Source organism: Pseudomonas putida (assembly GCF_050989985.1).
GTDB lineage: Bacteria > Pseudomonadota > Gammaproteobacteria > Pseudomonadales > Pseudomonadaceae > Aquipseudomonas > Aquipseudomonas putida_AI.
In genome coordinates this window covers 4,051,490-4,068,209 of record NZ_CP158815.1, presented here as the reverse complement: position 1 = coordinate 4,068,209, position 16,720 = coordinate 4,051,490, and the positions used below count along the sequence as shown (strand labels likewise).

13 protein-coding genes are annotated in these 16,720 nt (G+C 64.3%); 7 read left to right on the top strand and 6 right to left on the bottom strand.

Annotation, left to right across the window (positions count from 1 at the left end; genetic code table 11):
• Positions 1-7 precede the first annotated feature (7 nt).
• The 6 genes from ABTV29_RS18645 to ABTV29_RS18620 form a co-directional block, all read right to left on the bottom strand.
• Entirely contained in the window at positions 8-832 is an 825-nt protein-coding gene (locus ABTV29_RS18645; protein WP_433766152.1) for an SDR family NAD(P)-dependent oxidoreductase, read from the bottom strand.
• Positions 833-862: 30 nt separating this feature from the next.
• Entirely contained in the window at positions 863-1,279 is a 417-nt protein-coding gene (locus tag ABTV29_RS18640; RefSeq protein ID WP_433766150.1) for a MaoC family dehydratase, read from the bottom strand.
• 14 nt (positions 1,280-1,293) lie between these two features.
• Positions 1,294-1,734 carry a MaoC family dehydratase N-terminal domain-containing protein gene (locus ABTV29_RS18635; protein WP_433766148.1) on the bottom strand — a complete coding sequence of 147 codons (441 nt, stop codon included), beginning with the start codon at positions 1,732-1,734 and terminating at the stop codon, positions 1,294-1,296.
• A 29-nt stretch (positions 1,735-1,763) separates the two neighbouring features.
• On the bottom strand, positions 1,764-2,948 hold the full coding sequence (locus ABTV29_RS18630) for a lipid-transfer protein (protein WP_433766146.1): 1,185 nt from the start codon (positions 2,946-2,948) through the stop codon (positions 1,764-1,766).
• Between the two features lie 27 nt (positions 2,949-2,975).
• Positions 2,976-4,076, bottom strand: a complete 1,101-nt coding sequence (locus ABTV29_RS18625) for an acyl-CoA dehydrogenase family protein (protein ID WP_433771937.1) — start codon at positions 4,074-4,076, stop codon at positions 2,976-2,978.
• Between the two features lie 710 nt (positions 4,077-4,786).
• Entirely contained in the window at positions 4,787-7,594 is a 2,808-nt protein-coding gene (locus ABTV29_RS18620) for a LuxR C-terminal-related transcriptional regulator (protein ID WP_433766144.1), read from the bottom strand.
• Between the two features lie 197 nt (positions 7,595-7,791).
• On the opposite strand from ABTV29_RS18620, the gene ABTV29_RS18615 reads away from it, so the two are divergent.
• The 7 genes from ABTV29_RS18615 (at position 7,792) to ABTV29_RS18585 (ending at position 16,717) form a co-directional block, all read left to right on the top strand.
• Positions 7,792-8,946, top strand: a complete 1,155-nt coding sequence (locus ABTV29_RS18615) for a CaiB/BaiF CoA transferase family protein (RefSeq protein ID WP_433766143.1) — start codon at positions 7,792-7,794, stop codon at positions 8,944-8,946.
• A 49-nt stretch (positions 8,947-8,995) separates the two neighbouring features.
• Complete coding sequence (locus ABTV29_RS18610) at positions 8,996-9,799, top strand: enoyl-CoA hydratase/isomerase family protein (protein ID WP_433766141.1); 804 nt, start codon at positions 8,996-8,998, stop codon at positions 9,797-9,799.
• Between the two features lie 60 nt (positions 9,800-9,859).
• Positions 9,860-11,416 (top strand): acyl-CoA synthetase, encoded by a 1,557-nt coding sequence (locus tag ABTV29_RS18605; protein WP_433766140.1) that lies wholly within the window; start codon positions 9,860-9,862, stop codon positions 11,414-11,416.
• A 4-nt stretch (positions 11,417-11,420) separates the two neighbouring features.
• Complete coding sequence (locus tag ABTV29_RS18600; protein WP_433766139.1) at positions 11,421-12,944, top strand: long-chain-fatty-acid--CoA ligase; 1,524 nt, start codon at positions 11,421-11,423, stop codon at positions 12,942-12,944.
• 242 nt (positions 12,945-13,186) lie between these two features.
• The gene (locus tag ABTV29_RS18595; RefSeq protein WP_433766137.1) at positions 13,187-14,326 is read left to right on the top strand and encodes an acyl-CoA dehydrogenase family protein; all 1,140 of its coding nucleotides are present in this window, start codon (positions 13,187-13,189) and stop codon (positions 14,324-14,326) included.
• A gap of 28 nt (positions 14,327-14,354) precedes the next feature.
• Complete coding sequence (locus ABTV29_RS18590) at positions 14,355-15,563, top strand: lipid-transfer protein (protein WP_433766135.1); 1,209 nt, start codon at positions 14,355-14,357, stop codon at positions 15,561-15,563.
• Positions 15,560-16,717, top strand: a complete 1,158-nt coding sequence (locus ABTV29_RS18585) for an acyl-CoA dehydrogenase family protein (protein ID WP_433766134.1) — start codon at positions 15,560-15,562, stop codon at positions 16,715-16,717. The genes ABTV29_RS18590 and ABTV29_RS18585 overlap by 4 nt, the downstream gene beginning before the upstream one ends.
• The last annotated feature ends 3 nt before the right edge of the window (positions 16,718-16,720 follow it).

Sequence of the window (16,720 nt, the reverse complement as noted above, 5' to 3'; positions counted from 1 at the left end):
ACGGGGTTTATTGCAGGTTGCCGGCCACCGCGATGGTCTGTGCGGTGATGTAGTTCGACTCCGGCGAGCAGAACAGGTACACCGCGTCGGCGGCTTCCTGCACCGTGCCCGGACGACCCAGCGGGTTGCGCTGGGCGAACGACTTGGCGGCTTCCGGGCTGATGCCGACGCGGATGTCACGGCCCTCGATGTTCACTGTCGCACCGGCGTGGGCGTCGGCGCGGGTCATGCGGGTTTCGATGAAGCCGAAGGCCACGGCGTTGACGTTGACCTTGAAGCGGCCCCACTCGCGGGCCAGCGCGCGGGTCATGCCGATTACACCGGCCTTGGCCGAGGAGTAGTTCATTTGCCCGGCGTTGCCATTCAGGGCGGAGACCGAGGAAATGTTCACCACCTTGCGGAACACTTCGCGCTCGGCCGCTGCATCGGCCTGGGCCTGGGCCTTGATGATCGGGTAGGCGGCACGCAGGATGCGAAACGGCGCGGTCATGTGGCAGTCGAGAATCGCGTACCACTGCTCGTCGCTCATCTTCTGGATCACGTCATCCCAGGTGTAGCCGGCGTTGTTGACGATGATGTCGATGCCGCCGAAGTTGTCCATCGCGGTCTTGACGTAGCGGTCGCCGAAGTCCGGGGCGCTGACGTTGCCGTGGCAAACGGCGGCTTCACCACCCATTTTGCGAATCAGTTCGGCGGTTTCATGGGCCGGATCGGCGTCCAGGTCGTTGATCACGATGCGCGCGCCTTCGCTCGCCAGTTTCAGGGCGATCTGCTGGCCGATGCCACGACCGGAACCGGTGACCAGTGCGACTTTCCCGTCGAGTTTTGCCATGGGGTGTTGCTCCTCAATGATTGGTTTTGTTTACAGAGCGATCACGGCGTCGCCAACGATCCTGGCCTCGCCGTATTGGTTGGTGGTGCGCACTTCGACTTTGATCCGATGCTCGCCTTGAACCTCGAAGCGGTCGACGACCACGCCGGTGCAGGTGATCTGGTGGCCCAGGTGGGTGATGCCGAGAAAGCGCACGCCGAACTCGCGCAGCTGGCGCTGATCGACCCATTGCGTCAGCAGTCGACCGAGGTAGGCCATCGACAGCATGCCGTGGGCGAACACGTCGGGCATGCCGGCGCGGCGGGCGTAATCGGTGTCGATGTGGATGGCGTTGTGATCGCCCGACGCACCGGCGAACAGCGCCAGGGTGGTGCGGTTGATCGCTGGCAGGGCCAATGGCGGCAGGCTGTCGCCAATGTTGATTTTTTCCAGGCTAATCGCGTTCATCAGGGTTCTCCGCTTCAGCTGTTGCGCTGTACAAGCACGCTGCGCAAATCCGCGACGTGCTCACCGTGCTGATTGGTGACTCGGGTTTCGCGCACCACGAACTCCAGGGCGCCACCTTTCTTGTCGTAGATGTCGGCGATGCGCACATCGAAGCGCAGCGTGTCGCCGGCGTAGGCCATGCGGTGATAACGGAAGGATTCCTCGCCGTGCAGGATGCGCGCGGTGACGATCCCCAGTTCGTCGCGCCAGGCGTTGGACGGGATCTGGAATTCCAGCGAAAACAGGAAAGTCGGCGGCAGTGGCAGGCTCGGATACCCGGCGTCGCGCGCGGCTTGTTCATCGAAGTAGATCGGGTTGGTTTCCCCGGTGGCCTTGGCGAAGAAGCGCAGTTGCCCGGCTTCGGCGGTGGCGAGGAAGGTGGGCAATTGTCTGCCGATGTGTTTCTTGTCGATCATCCGGAGGGCTCCTTTGCTTGTCGGGCGCGTCAGTTTTTCTGGTACACGGTCACCACGCAGGCACCGCCCAGGCCGAGGTTGTGCTGCACGGCGATGCGCGCGTTCTGTACCTGGCGCTGCTCGGCGGTTCCACGCAACTGGTGGGTCAGTTCAAAGCACTGGGCCAGGCCCGTGGCGCCCAGCGGGTGGCCTTTGGAAAGCAGGCCGCCGGACGGGTTGGTGACCCATTTGCCGCCATAGGTGTTGTCGCCATCGCAAACCAACCGCTCGCCGCCGCCTTCTTCGCAAAGGCCCAGGCCTTCGTAGGTCAGCAGTTCGTTCTGGGCGAAGCAGTCGTGCAGTTCGATGACGTCGATGTCTTTCGGGCGGATGCCGGCCTGGCTGTAGGCGATGTCGGCAGCCATGCGCGTCATGTCGAAACCGACCACGCGGATCATGTCCCTGGCGTCGTAGGTACTCGGCAAGTCGGTGGTTAGCGCCTGGCCGGCCATCAACACATCGGTGCGCAGGCCGTGTTTTTTCGCGAAGGCTTCGGACACCACGATGGCCGCTGCGGCGCCGCAGGTCGGCGGGCAGGCCATCAGGCGGGTCATCACGCCTTCCCACAACATCGGCGCGGCCATGACTTCTTCGGTGCTGACCACGTTGCGGAACACCGCCAGCGGGTTGTTGGCCGCGTGGCGGCTGGCCTTGGCGCGGATCTTGGCGAAGGTTTCCAGCTGGGTGCCGTACTTTTGCATGTGCGCGTAGCCGGCGCCGCCGAACTGGCGAATCGCATTGGGCAGGTCCGGCATGCCGATCAATTCGTTGGCCAGCAACAGGGCGCGTTCGGTGGCCGGGGCGCGGTCGGTCCAGGCGGACTTCAGCGCGCCGGGGTTCATGTGCTCGAAGCCAAAGGCCAGGGCGCACTCGACGGCGCCGCTCTGTACGGCCTGGCGGGCGAGGAACAGGGCGCTGGAACCGGTGGCGCAGTTGTTGTTGACGTTGACCAGCGGGATGCCGGTCATGCCGACGCGATACAGGGCCTTCTGCCCGCAGGTGGAGTCGCCGTAGACGTAGCCGGCGTAGGCCTGCTGGATGTCGTTGAAGTCCAGGCCCGAATCGGCCAAGGCCTGGCGGATCGCCTGTTCACCCATGACGTCGTAGGGCTCGTTGGTCCCCGGTTTCTTGAACTGGATCATGCCGACGCCAGCAACGAATACCTTATTGCTCATCGAGGTTTTCCTTTTTTGTTTTGAGGGTCAGAGCTTGCGCGCGATCAATTCGCGCATGACTTCACTGGTGCCGCCGTAGATGCGGTTGACGCGCATGTCCACGAACGCGCGGGCGATCGGGTACTCCATCATGTAGCCGTAGCCGCCATGCAGCTGGACCATGTCGTCGAGGCATTTCCACAGGGTTTCGGTGGTGTAGAGCTTGGCGATGGCCGCTTCTTCTAGGGTCAGGCGTCGACGCATGTGCTCGCCCAGGTAGTGATCGACCATCACCCGCATGGCGGTGGCCTGGGCCTTGATGTCGGCGAGCTTGAACTTGCTGTTCTGGAAGTCCCACACGGTCTGGTTGAAGGCCTTGCGGTCCTTCACGTATTCGGTGGTCTGCTCCAGCAGGCGTTCCAGTTTGGCGGCGGCGGACACGGCGATGGAAAAACGCTCCTGCGGCAGTTCGCCCATCAGGTAAGTGAAGCCCAGGCCTTCTTCGCCGAGCCGGTTGCCCACCGGCACGCGGACGTTGTCGAAGAACAGCTCGGCGGTGTCCTGGGCGTGCTGGCCGACCTTGTCGAGTTTGCGGCCGTGCTTGAAGCCAGCACGACTGGCTTCCACCGCGATCAGGCTGATGCCCTTGGCGCCGGCGGCCGGGTCGGTCTTGCACACCACGATGACCAGGTCGGCGGTCAGGCCGTTGCTGATAAAGGTTTTGCTGCCGTTGATCACATACTCGTCGCCATCGCGCACGGCGGTGGTGCGCACGGCCTTGAGGTCGCTGCCGGTGCCGGGTTCGGTCATGGCGATGGCGAGGATGATTTCACCGGCGCAGATGCCGGGCAGCCATTTGCGTTTTTGTTCTTCGTTGCCGCAACGGTTGATGTACGGGGCGATGACGTCGGAGTGCATGCCGAAGTAGGCGCCGCTGACGCCGGCCCGGGCGAACTCTTCGTTGAACACCGCGCAGTGGCCGAAATCACCGCCGCCACCGCCGTATTCGGTGGGCAGGGTGATGCCGAGCAAACCTTCGCGACCGGCCTTGAGCCAGGTTTCGCGGTCGACCTGGCCGGCCTTGTCCCACTCAGCCTGGCGCGGCAGGCATTCACGCTCGAAAAAGCGCCGCACGGTGGTGCGGAACATCTCATGGTCGTCGCGGAAAACGGTTCGGGCGATGTGCACGCAAGACTCCTCAATGATCACGGACCGGCGTGTGCCAGGCGCTGATTCAAGGCGCGAGGTGCGCCTTTGGACTGAGGGTTACGATAGGGCGGGGGGCCTGGGTGAACGCCACCCGAGGTGGGTGGCGAGGTAAAAGTCACCGATTCAAGGAGCGGCACAAACCACTGTAGGAGCGAGCCTGCTCGCGATGGCGGTGTGTCAGTCAGCGTTGATGCTGGATGCGCCGGCCTCATCGCGAGCAAGCTCGCTCCCACATTTATTCGGTGTGGGTTGCAGGTGCCGTGTACGCCACGCACCCCTGTGGGAGCGAGCCTGCTCGTGATGGCGGTGTGTCAATCACCGGCGATGCTGGATGTGCGGGCCTCATCGCGAGCAGGCTCGCTCCCACATTTATTCGGTGTGGGTTGCAGGTGCCGTGTACGCCATGCACCCCTGTGGGAGCGAGCCTGCTCGCGATGGCGGTGTGTCAGTCACCGGCGATGCTGGATGTGCGGGCCTCATCGCGAGCAGGCTCGCTCCCACATTTATTCGGTGTGGGTCGCAGGTGTCGTGTACGCCACGCCCCCCTGTAGGAGCGAGCTTGCTCGCGATGGCGGTGTGTCAGTCACCGGCGATGCTGGATGTACCGGCCTCTTCGCGAGCAGGCTCGCTCCTGCAGGTTTGTGTGTCATTTAACCGATGTTGCCATCCTGCGATTCAAGGTCGCGCACCCTGGCCACCGCTTCATCGCGGCTGTTGACGCCCAGCTTGCTGTAGATGTGGCTCAGGTGCCATTTCACGGTTTCCGGGGACAGGCCCAGGGCGCGGGCGATTTTTTTGTTGGGCAGGGCCTGGGCCAGCAGGCGCACGACTTCGATTTCACGGTCGCTCAAGGGCTCGATGCCGGTGGCGAGGGGTTTTGCCGGCGTGGTCAGTGTCGGTTTGCCCGCGGAGATGGCCGGGGTCGAGATCTGCGCCGCTTGCAAGCGCTCGACATAGTACGCCAGCACCGGGTCGAGGTTTTCTTCCTTGCCGGCGATGTCGCTGATCAGATCCAGTGCATCGGGGTGGGCGTCGAGCAGGCTGCGCAGCATGCCCAGGCGTTGTCCTCGGCGCAGCGCTTCCATGACTTTGGTGCGCGAGATCTCCAGGTTGCCACGGCGGGACTCGATCACCGCGCTCAGGACCATCAGACGAACTGTGGCCAACTGCCGGCGTTGCAGGTCACAGGCTTCGATCAGCCGTTCGATGCGTTGCAGCGCACCGTCCAGGTCACCCTGGTGAATTTGCCAGCGCGCCCGTATGTTCTCGGTGAGGATGTTGATTTCCTTGAATGCGCTGGGCCCGATGTCGCGGTGACGGGCGTCGATAGCCTCCAGCCGGGTCAGTTTGGCCTGAGCCACTGCATTCTCGCCGAGCAAGGTATTCCAGTGCACCTGCCAGGTCAGGCAGTAGGCCTGCAGGCGATCCAGGCCAAGCTTGATCGCGTACTCGTCGAGTCGTTCGATAAAGGCGAACGCTTCCTGCTGGTTCCCGGCCAGCCACTGGACCTTCCACAGCACCTGGAGGACGCGCAGGACCGAGTCCGGAATCGAAATCCGCTCGAGAATGTCGACCCAGCCCGCCAGCAGTTTGAACGCAGCGTCCAGGTCATTGGTTTCGTAGAGCACTTCGCCCAACAGGGCGGTGGCGAGGTACGTCGCGTCGGTACCGGCTTTCCCGCACTGGGCGGCTTCATGCAGCACATCGCGATAAACCCGTTCCGCCTGCTTCATCTGGCCTTCCAGGGCGTGACTCAAACCGACCATGCAACGTCCCTGGAGGCTGCCCGCCGTGGTTCCCAGGAGGGGTTCGCCATTGATCAGCAAGGCCGGGCGGTCGAGTTGCACCTGACGGGCCCTTTCGTAGTCACCCCGGTGCATGTAGAGCCAGGACAGGATATTGAGACACGAGCCAATGGCAATGGCGTTGCTGCCGGCAGGCGGGTCGAGCAGTTGCGGCAGCACAGTCATCGCAGCGTCAGTGTCATCGCGTTGCAGGGCTAGTGAGGCACGCAGCAGCGCGATCATGAAACGATCGTGGACGTCGCTTTCGGGAACGTCCTTGAACAGTTGATCGAGGCTTTGGGCGCAGGTCGCGAAATCCCTGGCATAGAGTTGCATCCGGGCCTTGAGAATGCGCAGTTTCACCCGCGACTGTACCTGCTCGAACGGTAGCAGCCGGACCAGCTCGATCAACATGCGCAGGTCGCCATGGGCATACAGCGCTTCGGCGTGCTGTTCCACCAGATCCGCCGCGGCATCGGGGTCGCCGGCCATGACGGCATGGTGCACCGCTTCGTCCAGATACTGGTGATCGTGAAACCACACCCAGGCCCGTGCATGCACCGCCTGTTGTTCGGTCCTGCTGCGCGAGTCGAAGTATTTGAGCAATGTTTCGCGCAGCAGCGGGTGCAGGCGATACCAGGTTTCACGCCCGGCGCCATCCACCGGGATCAGGAACAGGTTGTCCCGCTCCAGTCGGGCCAGCAGGGTGCTGGCTGAACTGACCGCATCCGGATTGCCGCTGAGCGCGGCGCACAGCGAGGCACAGAAACGGTTGCAGACCGCCATGAGCAGCATCAGGTCGAGGTCTGTCGGCGTCAGGTGAGACAAAACCTCGACTTCGAAAAACTTCGCGAACGCCTGGTCGTCGCGCACTTGTGTCTGGTCGGTGGCCGGCCGGTTTTTCTTGCGGCTGACGGCCAGCAACTGCAGCCCGGCCACCCAACCGTCGGTCAGCTCGTGCATTTGCCTGGCGTCACGGGCGTTGATCTCGCCCAGCTGCGCCTTGAGAAACTGCTCGGACTCGGCCGGCGTGAAGCGCAAGTCGCGCAGGTTCAGTTCCAGCACCAGCTCCTGGCTGCGCAAACGTGCCAGGGACAAGGGCACGACGCTGCGCGACACCAACGCCAGGTGCAGGTTGGCCGGCGCGTAGTCGATCAGCCATTGCAGGGCTTGATGGATGCCGACGTCGGTCAGGTGGTGCAGGTCGTCGAGTACCAGCACCAATTCACGACCGCGACTGGCGATGCTGCGCACCAGGGTAATGACGGTGCGTTCCACGGCTTCGCCATCGATGCCGCGACCCTCCAGTTGAGTGGCTTCGTGCACCAGGGATGGATCGATCTGGCCGAGACTGGCCAGCAGATAATCCAGGAAACGGGTCAGTTCGTTGTCATCGGCGGACAACGTCAGCCACGCCACGTCGAAACCCAGTGGCAGCAACGCCTGGCGCCAGGCAATCAGGGTCGACGTCTTGCCACAGCCCGCGGGCCCCTTGAGCACGATGCAGCGCTGGCGGCGTGCCCTGAGCATTTGCTCCTGCAGCCGGTCCCGGGAAATCAGGCGTGCGGCACTGCGCGGCGGTATCAGTTTGGTACTGACGATCGGCGACTGTGCCGGTGCGGGGACCTGGCTGGCCGACGTGTCCGTGGCGCTGGGTTTGCGGGGTTTGTCCATGGGTGATCCGAATCTTTTTTATTTTGGGAATGCACTGAATCCATTCGAGTGTAACCCAGAGCTTGAGAGACATGACCCCGTGTTGGGCATCCGCCACCCGATGCGGGTGGTGGTCGGCGATAAAGGGATTGTTCTACTGGTCGGCATAAAAACAGGAGTGCTGCCTGGCGCTCCGTTAGAACAATGGAGCGGCAACAATGGGTGTACTGAGCGGCATTCGAGTGGTGGAGTTTGAAGCAATCGGCCCGGCGCCTTTTGGCACCATGCTGCTGGCGGACATGGGTGCCGACGTGGTGCGCATCGACCGTCCGGTGAAGGCCAGCGACCTGGGCCCCAAATTCGAGGGCAAGCGTGCGGACATCATCGGGCGCAATCGGCGTTCGGTGACGCTTGATCTGAAGCGGCCGGAAAGTGTCGCGGCCGCCCTGGAGCTGATCGAACGCGCCGACGTGCTAGTCGAGGGTTTTCGTCCCGGCACCCTGGAACGGCTGGGCCTGGGGCCTGACGTCGTGCTGGCGCGCAACCCGCGCCTGGTCTATGCCCGCATGACCGGTTGGGGCCAGACCGGCCCTATGGCCGAGCGCGCCGGGCATGACCTGAACTACATCGCCTTGTCGGGCGTGCTGTCGGGCATCGGCCCGGCCGGTGGTCGCCCGGTGCCGCCGCTCAACCTGGTGGGGGACTACGGCGGTGGGGGCATGTTGCTGGCGATGGGCGTGCTGGCGGCGCTGGTGAACGTGCAGCGAGGCGGGGCGGGGCAAGTGGTCGACGCCGCCATGACCGAAGGCGCGGCGCAACTGGGCTCGGTGATCTGGGGCCTGTTGGCCGGCGGACACTGGAACGAACAGCGCGGCAGCAACCTGCTCGATGGCGGCGCGCCCTGGTACGACACCTACGAAACCCGCGACGGGCAGTACATGTCGATCGGCCCGATCGAGTCGCGTTTCTACGCCCAGATGCTGGAAATACTAGGGCTGGCGGGCGCGGGGCTACCCCCTCAACACGACCGTTCGGGCTGGCCGCAATTGCGCGAAGCCTTCACCCGGGCCTTCCTTGGGCGCACCCGTGAGCAATGGGCCGAAGCCTTTGCCGAGAGCGACGCTTGCGTTGCGCCGGTGCTGGGTTTTGCCGAGGCCGCCGGGCATCCCCATGCCCGCGCGCGGGGCAGCTTCATCGAGGTCGAGGGCATCGTCCAGCCGGTTCCGGCGCCGCGTTTCCTCGGCACGCCCTCGGCGCACCCGCGGCCGGCCCCCGAGCGTGGCGAGCACGGTCGGGGCGCGCTGAACGACTGGGGGTTTGACGCAGCGGCCATCGAGCGCCTGCGTGAACAGGGCCTGGGCTTTTCGGCCTGAACGCCCGCGAACAACAAAAACAGTATCCCGCAGCGCAGGAGTCAGGCCCATGGCCATTCAGTTCAAGATCATCGAGCACGTGGCGCTCATCACGCTCGATGCACAACCGTCGAACAATACCCTCGGCGTCAGCGACCTGGTGCACCTGCGCAAGACGCTGGTGGCGTGCCAGGACGATGAACAGGTGCGGGTCATCGTCCTGACCGGCGCCGGTGAGCGCGCGTTTTGCTGTGGCGCGGCCCAGAAGGACAGGTTCCTGCCGGAGCCTGGCCACGTCGCCGGTTCATTGAAAAGCCGCGAAACCGAAGCCGAGGAGGGTGGCTATACGCGCCTGTTCGACCTCAGCGATCTGGAAATCTGGAAGCCGGTGATCGCCGCCATCAATGGTACCTGTCTCGGCGGGGGCCTTGAGCTGGCCCTGCAATGTGACCTGCGCATCGCTTCGGCGGGAGCGACGTTCGGCTTGCCCGAAGTGCGGGACGCGACCATTCCGGCCGCCGGTGGCGTGCAGTATCTGATGCGCGCGGTACCGGCGGTCCACGCCATGAAAATCGCTCTGACGGGCGAGCCGATCAGCGCCGAGCAAGCCCTGCGCATCGGCCTGGTCGTTGAGCTGCTGCCCCAGGACGAGCTGATGCCGGCTGCCCTGAACCTGGCTGAACGCATCGCGGCCAACGGCCCGCTGGCGGTGCAGTCGATCAAGCGCCTGGCGCTGCAATCGGCGCACATGACACCCAGGGATTTCGCGACCCAGGCCCACCTGCACTGGGGTTTGCTGCGCGACAGCAAGGATCACGCCGAAGGGCGCGAGGCCATGGCCGAGAAACGTTCACCCAAATACACCGGCGCCTGACGTGGCGCTGCACCGCCGCCAGCGTTCTTGCCTGACAACAATAATTCACAGGAGAGGCACATGTATCTGACCCAAGGGCTGCACCGCATGCTGCAACAACAGCCCCATGCCCTGGCGACGGTCTATCGCGACCGCCGTCACACCTACGCGCAACTGGCCGAGCGGGTCGCCCGTCTTGCCGGCGCCTTGCAGCACCTTGGCATGCAGCCCGGCGACCGGGTTGGCCTGCTGGGCCTCAATAGCGACCGCTTCCTGGAGTATTACCTGGCCACCTGGTGGGGCGGCGGCGTGGTCAACCCGGTCAACATCCGCTGGAGCGTGCCGGAAATCGTCTACTCGCTGGATGACTGCGACACCCGCATCCTGATGATCGACGACACCTTCCTGCCGATGGCGGAAAAAATCGCCGGCTCGGCGAAGGTGCCTCCGCTGCTGATCCACATCGGCGATGGTCCGGCGCCCGAGGGCATGTTGTCCTATGAGCAGCTGATCCGCGGGGCGACACCGGTCGACGACGCGTTCCGGGGTGGCGACGACCTTGCCAGCATCCTGTACACCGGCGGCACCACTGGTAAGCCAAAGGGCGTGATGCAATCGCATATGAACCTGTGGACGGCGGCCGTGGCCCGTGCGGCGGATGTGCCGGTGCCGGCCGATGCGCTGACCCTGCATATCGCGCCGATGTTCCATCTGGCGGCGCTGTCGCGGGTGATCCTGATCTCGTTGATCGGCCTGCCGAGCATTTTCGTCCCGGCCTTCGATGCGCTGGACGTGATGCAGACCATCGAGCGCGAGCGGATCACCGACATCCTGATCGTGCCGACCATGTTGCAGGCGCTGATCATGCACCCCGAGTTCCCCCGACATGACCTCAGCTGCCTGCGCAGCCTGACCTACGGCGCCTCACCCATTGCCGTGCCGCTGCTGGAAATGGCCCTCAAGGCGCTGCCGAACGTGGAGTTCACCCAGGGCTACGGCATGACCGAAGCGGCGCCGCCGATCACCGCCAACGGTCCGGAAAACCATGGGCCCGAGGGCATCGCCAATGGCCGGTTGCGTTCAGCCGGGCGTCCCGGGCTTGGCGTGACCGTGCGCATCGTCGACGAACAGGACAACGAAGTCCCGCGGGGCACCGTCGGCGAAGTATTGGTTCGCGGCCCGAACATCATGCTCGGCTACTGGAACAAACCGGAGGAAACCGCCCAGGTCCTGCGTGGCGGCTGGATGCACACCGGCGACGGCGCCTACATGGACGAGAACGGCTATCTCTACATCGTTGACCGCTTCAAGGACATGATCGTCAGCGGTGGCGAGAACGTGTATTCCGGCGAAGTCGAGAGCGCCATCGCCAGTCACCCGGCGGTCGCGGCCTGCGCGGTGATCGGCATTCCCTGCCAGCAATGGGGTGAAGCGGTGCATGCGGTGATCGTGCTGCGGCCCGATCACAAGGTGCCGGGCGCGGAGATTATCGAACATTGCCGTCGCCAGATTGCCGGTTACAAGACGCCGAAGACCGTCGAGTTCCGCGCCGCGCTGCCGTTGTCGGGCGCCGGCAAGGTGCTCAAGCGTGATTTGCGCGAGCCGTTCTGGGCCGGCAAGGATCGGGGTGTGAGCTGACGCCATGTACATGACTCAGTGCCTGCAACGCACGTTGCAGCAAAACCCGGATCACCTGGCGACCCTTTTCGGTGAGCGGCGCCGGACGTATCGCCAGTTCGGCGAACGCGTCGCGCGTCTGGCGAGTGCCTTGCAGACCCTGGGCATGACGGCCGGCGACCGGGTCGGCATGCTCGCGCTCAATTCCGACCGTTACCTGGAATACATCATGGGCGTGTGGTGGGGCGGCGGGGTGCTCAACCCGGTGAACATCCGCTGGAGCGTGCCGGAGATTGTCTATTCGCTGGACGATTGCGCTACCGGCATCCTGATTGTCGATGAGCATTTTGCCGGGCTGGCCGAAGGTATTCGAAAAACCGCCCGCCAGGCGCCACGGTTTATTTATGCGGGCGAGGGCGAAGTGCCGGTGGGCATGCTCGGTTACGAGCAATTGATCGCCCAGGCCGCGCCGGTGGAGGACGCCGGGCGGGGCGGCGAGGACCTGGCCTGCATCATGTACACCGGCGGCACCACCGGTTTTCCCAAGGGGGTCATGCAATCCCATTGGAATTTGTGGTCGGCCTGCATGCCGCGCATGGTCGACATGCCGCCGATCCGTGGCGGTCGGCTGCTGCATGTCGCGCCGCTGTTCCATGTCGCGGGCATGGCTCGCGCGTTGATCCAGTTTCTGGCCGGTGAAAGCCATGTCGTGCTGGCGAGCTTCGATGCGGGCGAGGTGCTGCGGGTGATCGAACGTGAGCGGGTCACCGAAACACTGTTGGTGCCGACCATGATCCTTGCGCTGCTGGCGCATCCCGATTTCGAGCGTCGTGACCTTGGCAGCTTCAAGCGTCTGACCTACGGCGCGTCCCCCAGTGCCGGGGAGATGGTCGAGCAGGTGCTGGCGCGGCTGCCGGACATCGAGTTGTCCCATTCCTACGGTCTGACCGAGGCCTGTCCGGTGGTGTCGAGCAATCTGCCGTGCAATCACACGCTGGCCGCACGCAACAGCGGGCTGTCGCGTTCGGTCGGGCGTGGCGGGCTGGGGGTCAATGTGAAGATCGTCGACCCCCGGGGCGAGGAAGTGCCGCGTGGGACGGTGGGCGAGATCATCGTGCGCGGCCCGAACATCATGCAGGGTTACTGGAACAAACCCGAGGAAACTGCCAGGGCACTGCGCGGCGGCTGGTTGTACACCGGCGACGGGGGCTATATGGACGAACAGGGTTATCTGTTCATCGTTGATCGATTGAAGGACATGATCGTCAGCGGTGGCGAGAACGTCTATTCGGCGGAAGTCGAGAACGTCCTGGCGCGCCATCCTGCGGTGGCGCAGGCCGCAGTGATCGGTATCCCCCATGCGCAATGGGGCGAAGCGGTGCATGCGGTCGTGGTGCGCAAGCCCGGTGCCCGGGTCGACGAAGAACAATTGCGCCGGTATTGCCGTGAATTCATCGCCGGCTACAAGTGCCCCAAGACCATCGAATTTCGCGACGCATTACCCCTTTCAGCGGCCGGCAAAGTCCTCAAGCGCGAACTACGCAAATAACCACACCACACCCCCTGTAGGAGCGAGCCTGCCCGCGATGGCGTTGTGTCAGGCAATGGAGATGTTGAAGCTGCCGGCCTCTTCGCGGGCAGGCTCGCTCCTACAGGGATCGTGCGTTTGCGACCTTCCGGCGCGCCCGCGCCAGCGCTACCCGATCCGGGTGGCGAGTATCCCCACCCCCCTCAATACATTGGGCTCACGTACCAGGCGCACACCGGCCTGGCCATCCACTGGAGAGCCCGATGCATATCAACCGTACCGTGTACCGTGAAGACCACGAAATGCTGCGTGAAACCGCGCGACGTTTCTTCGAGCGTGAATGCCTGCCCAAGCAGGCGCAGTGGGACGAGGCCGGGCAGGTCGACCGGGAAACCTGGCTCAAGGCCGGTCGCCACAACCTGCTGTGCCTCACCGTGCCGACCGAGTACGGCGGCGGTGGCGGCGACTTCGGGCACTCGGCGGTACTAATCGAGGAGCTGTACCGAGCCGGTGTCTCGGGCTGGAGCCTGGGGGTGCATTCGGACATCGTCGCGCCGTACATCGTGCGCCTGGGCACTGAAGAGCAGAAGCACAAATGGCTGCCGAAAATCTGCACCGGCGAAACCGTGCTGGCGGTGGCGATGACCGAGCCGGGCACAGGATCCGACCTCAAGGCGGTCCGCACCACCGCCGTGCGGGACGGCGACGAGTGGGTGATCAACGGCAGCAAGACCTTCATCAGCAACGGCCTGACCTGCGACATGGTGGTGGTCGTGTGCAAGACCGACCCGAGCGCCGGGGCCAAGGGCTGCAGCTTGATCATGGTCGAGTGTGATCGCGAAGGTTTCCGTCGCGGCCGCAAGCTGGACAAGGTCGGCCAGCACGCAGCCGATACCGCCGAGCTGTTCTTTGACAACGTTCGCGTACCGGTGGGCAACCTGCTGGGCGAGGAAAACCGCGGCTTCATGCACCTGATGGAAGAGTTGCCCCAGGAGCGCCTGGTCATCGCCCTGTACAGCGCCGCCAAGCTCGAACGCATGCTCGAGCAGACGGTGGAGTACGTGAAGGATCGCAAGGCCTTCAACCAGACCGTATGGGACTTCCAGAACACCAAATTCAAGCTGGCCGATATCAAGGCCCAGGCCACCGCCGTGCGCCTGATGATCGATCACTACATCGGCGAACACATGCGTCGGCGCCTGACGGTGCAGGAGTCGGCACTGGCCAAGCTGTTCGCCACTGAGACCCTGTGCAAGTGCATCGACGACATGGTCCAGCTGCACGGCGGCTACGGCTACATGCTCGAGTACCCGATTGCCCGTGCCTTCGTCGACATGCGCGTGACGCGGATTTTTGGCGGCACCAGCGAAGTGCTGCGCGAACTGATCGCGCGCCAGTTGTGATCCTTCCCCCTCATTTTCAGGTGACACCATGAGCGAAAAAGTACTGGTAGCGGGCGTTGGCATGATCCCGTTCCGCAAGCCCAGCGACAGCCCGACCTACGTGCAGATGGGCGCAGAAGCAATACGCCGGGCCCTGGCCGATGCCGGGATCGAGTACAGCCTGGTCCAGGAAGCCTATGCCGGTTACGTCTACGGCGACTCCACCTGCGGCCAGACCGTGCTCTACGAAGTCGGCATGACCGGGATCCCGGTGGTCAATGTCAACAACAACTGCTCCACCGGCTCCACCGCGTTGTACCTGGCGCGCAAGGCCATCGAGTCCGGCTCGGCCGATTGCGTGCTGGCGGTGGGTTTCGAACAGATGCAGGCCGGGGCGCTGAAGTCCCATTGGGATGACCGTCCGCCGACCCGCGAGCGCTTCCTGCCGATTTTGCGTGGCCTGACCGCCGATATGGAGGGCATGCCCCAGGCCATCCGTACCTTTGGTGGTGCGGGGCGCGAGTACATGCACAAGTACGGCACCAAAATGGAAACCTTCGCCGCTGTGCGCGCCAAGGCCAGCCGCCATGCAGCCAACAACCCGCTGGCATTGTTTCGCAAGGTGCTCAGTGTCGAGGACGTGATGAATGACCCGGTGATTCTGCCGGGCGTCATGACCCGCCTGATGGCCTGCCCGCCAACTTGCGGCGGCGCGGCAGCGATCCTGGTGTCCGAGCGTTTCGCCAAAAAGCATGGCCTGCGTCGCGATGTGGAAATCGTCGCCCAGGCCATGACCACCGACACCCCCGAATCCTTCAATTTCGAAAAGCCGTCGCTGCTCGATTGGGTCGGCACGCACATGACTCACGCCGCTGTCGGCCAGGTGTACGAGAAGGCTGGAGTCGGCCCGCAAGATATCGATGTCTGCGAGCTCCATGACTGCTTCGCGCAGAACGAAGTGATCTGCTACGAGTCCCTGGGTTTTTGCCCCGAGGGTGGCGCCGAACAATTCGTGATGGACGGCGACAATACCTATGGCGGGCAAATCGTCGTCAATCCGTCCGGCGGCCTGCTTTCCAAGGGCCATCCGTTGGGCGCGACGGGCCTGGCGCAGTGTTATGAGCTGACCCAACAACTGCGCGGCAACGCCGAGCAGCGCCAGGTCAACGGCGCACGCCTGGCCATGGCACACAACCTCGGCCTGGGCGGCGCCTGTGTGGTGACGCTGTACGGCAAAGTCAGCGGAGGTGCCCGGTGAGCAGTTTGCTCGACGCCTTCCGCCTGACCGCCTTGCCGCAGCACGCCGAGGCCTTTCGCTGCGAAGTGCAGCGCTTTCTGGTCGAGCATTTGCCATCGGCACCGGCGGACGTGCGGGCGCGCAGCTGGACCGGATTCGATGCCGATTTCAGTCGCAAACTGGCCGGGCGCGGCTGGGTTGGCCTGACACTGCCGCAAGCCTATGGCGGTGCCGGGCTGAACGCCTTCAGCCGCTTCGTCCTGGTGGAGGAGCTGCTGTCGGCCGGCGCTCCGGTGGCGGCGCACTGGATTGCCGATCGGCAGAGCGGGCCGCTGATCCTGAAGTTCGGCAGCGATGCGCAGAAGGATTTCTACCTGCCGCGCATCTGTGCGGGCAAAGCGTTTTTCTGCATCGGCATGAGCGAGCCCAATGCCGGCTCGGACCTGGCCAGCGTGCGCAGTCGTGCCACTCGCTGCGAAGGTGGCTGGCGCCTGAGCGGGCGCAAGATCTGGACGACCAACGCCCATCACGCCGACTACATGATCGCTCTGGTGCGCACCAGCGGCTCGCCCGAGGACCGTCACAACGGACTCTCGCAGTTCATCATCGACCTGCGGCAACCGGGTGTGAGCGTGCGCCCGATTGTCGACCTCGCCGGCGATGCGCACTTCTCGGAAGTGGCGTTCGATGAGGTGTTGTTGAGCGATGACGCACTGGTGGGCGAGGAGGGCAGTGGCTGGAAGCAGGTCAACGCTGAACTGGCCTTCGAGCGCAGTGGGCCGGAGCGCTTCTACTCCAGCGTGGTGTTGCTGGACCTGTGGGCCAACACCTTGCGCCGCCACGGTGCCAGCGCAGCCGACACCGCGTTGCTCGGCAGTTTCCTCACCCAACTGAGCAGCCTGCGCAACCTCTCGCTGGCGCTCACGGCACTCCTGGCGCGGGGCGAAAGCCCGGTGGTGGAGGCAGCGCTGGTCAAGGACATCGGCACCGAGTTCGAGCAGTCGATTCCGGCAGCGATTGCCAACTCGATCAGCGCCGATCCCGACGCCCCGGTCGACGAAGAGCTGTACCGCACCGTGGCCTACCTGAACCAGGTCGCACCGACTTTCTCGTTGCGCGGCGGAACCCGCGAAATCCTGCGCGGCATGATCGCCCGCGGCCTTGGCCTGCGTTGAATA

Bases quoted from the DNA above. Each gene is read 5' to 3' on its own strand.
- ABTV29_RS18645 (WP_433766152.1), bottom strand. From the start codon at position 832: ATGGCAAAACTCGACGGGAAAGTCGCACTGGTCACCGGTTCCGGTCGT.
- ABTV29_RS18640 (WP_433766150.1), bottom strand. From the start codon at position 1,279: ATGAACGCGATTAGCCTGGAAAAAATCAACATTGGCGACAGCCTGCCG.
- ABTV29_RS18635 (WP_433766148.1), bottom strand. From the start codon at position 1,734: ATGATCGACAAGAAACACATCGGCAGACAATTGCCCACCTTCCTCGCC.
- ABTV29_RS18630 (WP_433766146.1), bottom strand. From the start codon at position 2,948: ATGAGCAATAAGGTATTCGTTGCTGGCGTCGGCATGATCCAGTTCAAG.
- ABTV29_RS18625 (WP_433771937.1), bottom strand. From the start codon at position 4,076: ATGTTCCGCACCACCGTGCGGCGCTTTTTCGAGCGTGAATGCCTGCCG.
- ABTV29_RS18620 (WP_433766144.1), bottom strand. From the start codon at position 7,594: ATGGACAAACCCCGCAAACCCAGCGCCACGGACACGTCGGCCAGCCAG.
- ABTV29_RS18615 (WP_433766143.1), top strand. From the start codon at position 7,792: ATGGGTGTACTGAGCGGCATTCGAGTGGTGGAGTTTGAAGCAATCGGC.
- ABTV29_RS18610 (WP_433766141.1), top strand. From the start codon at position 8,996: ATGGCCATTCAGTTCAAGATCATCGAGCACGTGGCGCTCATCACGCTC.
- ABTV29_RS18605 (WP_433766140.1), top strand. From the start codon at position 9,860: ATGTATCTGACCCAAGGGCTGCACCGCATGCTGCAACAACAGCCCCAT.
- ABTV29_RS18600 (WP_433766139.1), top strand. From the start codon at position 11,421: ATGTACATGACTCAGTGCCTGCAACGCACGTTGCAGCAAAACCCGGAT.
- ABTV29_RS18595 (WP_433766137.1), top strand. From the start codon at position 13,187: ATGCATATCAACCGTACCGTGTACCGTGAAGACCACGAAATGCTGCGT.
- ABTV29_RS18590 (WP_433766135.1), top strand. From the start codon at position 14,355: ATGAGCGAAAAAGTACTGGTAGCGGGCGTTGGCATGATCCCGTTCCGC.